At 72.1% G+C, this 2,036-nt stretch carries 2 protein-coding genes; both read left to right on the top strand.

Annotated elements, in window-relative coordinates; translation table 11 throughout:
• On the top strand, window positions 1-751 hold a 751-nt coding region (locus tag QR77_RS24080), incomplete at its 5' end, for a hypothetical protein (protein ID WP_236710795.1).
• A gap of 111 nt (window positions 752-862) precedes the next feature.
• Window positions 863-1,909, top strand: a complete 1,047-nt coding sequence (locus QR77_RS24075) for a hypothetical protein (RefSeq protein WP_063798073.1) — start codon at window positions 863-865, stop codon at window positions 1,907-1,909.
• Window positions 1,910-2,036: the final 127 nt, after the last annotated feature.

Genomic DNA, 2,036 nt, shown 5'->3' with positions numbered 1-2,036 from the left:
GCGGCGACCGCCGTCCCGCCGCCGCAGCTCCGGAGGGCTCGCCGTGAAGTGGGGCAAAAAGCCGCCGGAGCCACCGCTGGAGAAGGTCGACTGGTCGACCGTGGGCCGCTTCGTCATCAGTTCGCAGGAGCGCCCGGCGACCCGTAAGCGGCCGTCCGTCACCTACGGGGAGCGAGCCGTACGCGTGCCGAGCGGCGGCGTCGACGCCCTCGTACTCTCGCCGTGCGCCTACCTCCCCCGGCTCACGCCGGCGGAGAGGAAAGCCGCGGTGGGCAGGCCGGATGACCGGCTGCGGGACAGGATCCTCTACGAGGACCCGGACCGGCTGCGCGTTCTCTGCACGATCGACGAGCCCCTGGAAGCCGGTGGCGACCGCCATCATGAGGTGCGGGACGCGGACGGCAGGTCCCTGGGTACGATCCGCCGCGTCGCGCCCAAGCGGCCTTTCCGACATACCTGGCGTATCGATCACCCCGGCCGTGGCGAGATCACCGGCCGAGGCGAGTGGGCGAACCGCGACACCAAGGGGATTCTGGGGCACGCGGCGGCGGGTCTGGTCCTCGGCCTCATCGACAGCGCGGCCGGTCTTGGTGCCGACGGCGGGGATCAGGCCACCGGGCGGCGGAAGCTGGAGTGGCGGCTCGGGACCGAGGTGGTGATGACCTCGAAGGGCAGCGCCGAGATCTCCGTCCACGCCGACTGGTTCGACCGCCGCCTCGCCTTCGCCTTCGCCCTGATAGGCGATTTCTGAGCTCCGTCACCGCGATCCGTCACCGCGATCCCTCTCCACGGTCCGCCACCGCTCACGACCCAATCGACCGCTCGACGGTCGACCGACCCGCGCAGAAACGGCACTCCACACGTGACAGAGTCCCCACTCCTCCCCGTCGGCTCCGCCTCGTTCGCCGGTGATCCACGACTCCTCCCCGAGGTGCGAAGGATCGGCGAGCGATACGGCATGGACTACACCGACGACGCGGCCGTGCGCGTGATGCTCAGCCACCACGAGGCGGCCATCAGACGCACCGGCAGGAGCGCCCCCGTCCGGGTCGCCGGTCTCACGATCGTCACCGGGGTGATCTGGCCCTTCGTCATACCGGAGCTGCTCCAGCATCCCGGCTTCGACGACACCGAGAACTTCCACGTCGCGGACGCCACCAGGAACTTCCACGTCGCGGACGCCACCAGGAACTTCCTCCTCGCGTACGCCGTGCCCGCCCTGCTGCTGATCGTCGGCGTCGGTCTCGCGGTCCGCGTCCACCGCACGGCGCGCCGGCAGCTCCGCCACCCCGAACTCGTCGGCTACCGCACCGTGCTCGCCGCCACGCGTGCCTGCGGTGTCCCGCTGGCGCACATCCCGGACTGGCTGGTCGGCCGGGGTACGTCGACCGGCACCTCGGGAGCCTCGGCTGCCGGTGTGCGTGAGGCAGCGCCGCTCCCCGCGTACGAGCTGCCGCCCGCGTACGAGCCGGCGGATCGCGAAGCGGTGCCGGAGGTGCCGGAGCCCGCGCCGGAGCCCGCGCCCGCAACCGTGCCTCGCCAAGAGATACCCGCCGTACCCAGGAAGCCCTTCGCGGTAACGGAGTTCGAGGCCCTCGCCGACAAGGGCGGCTGGCACGACGAAATCGGCTTCCTGCTGATCGTGGTCGCCGCGATCGGAGCGGGTTGGGGGTACGTGGACGACAAGCCCGTCGGGTACCTCATCGCCGTGGTCCTCGCGGCCGTGGGCGTCTGGGTCTGGCTCACCGGTCGCGCGCAGGGCAAGGTCCGGGAGGGTCTGCGCGAGGAGGCCGAGGAGTACGTACGCCGGCTCACGGCGGCCCAGGCCGCCGGCGCCACCATTCCCGCACTCTCCCCCGCCCTGACGCGGCTCGCGGCGGACGGGGAAAAGAGCGGGAAGGCCATGTGAGCGACCCCTTCAGGGCCGCTACGCGGCGGCCGGCGCTCTCGTACCGATGACGACGGTCGCGTACAGCTCCTCGGAGTGCGCGACCCGCGCGGTCAGCCCGCCGTCCTCGACGGCGCCGACGGCCGCC

This window comes from Streptomyces sp. 150FB (assembly GCF_000818195.1).
Classification (GTDB): Bacteria; Actinomycetota; Actinomycetes; order Streptomycetales; family Streptomycetaceae; genus Streptomyces.
This window is presented reverse-complemented; position numbering and strand designations above follow the sequence as displayed.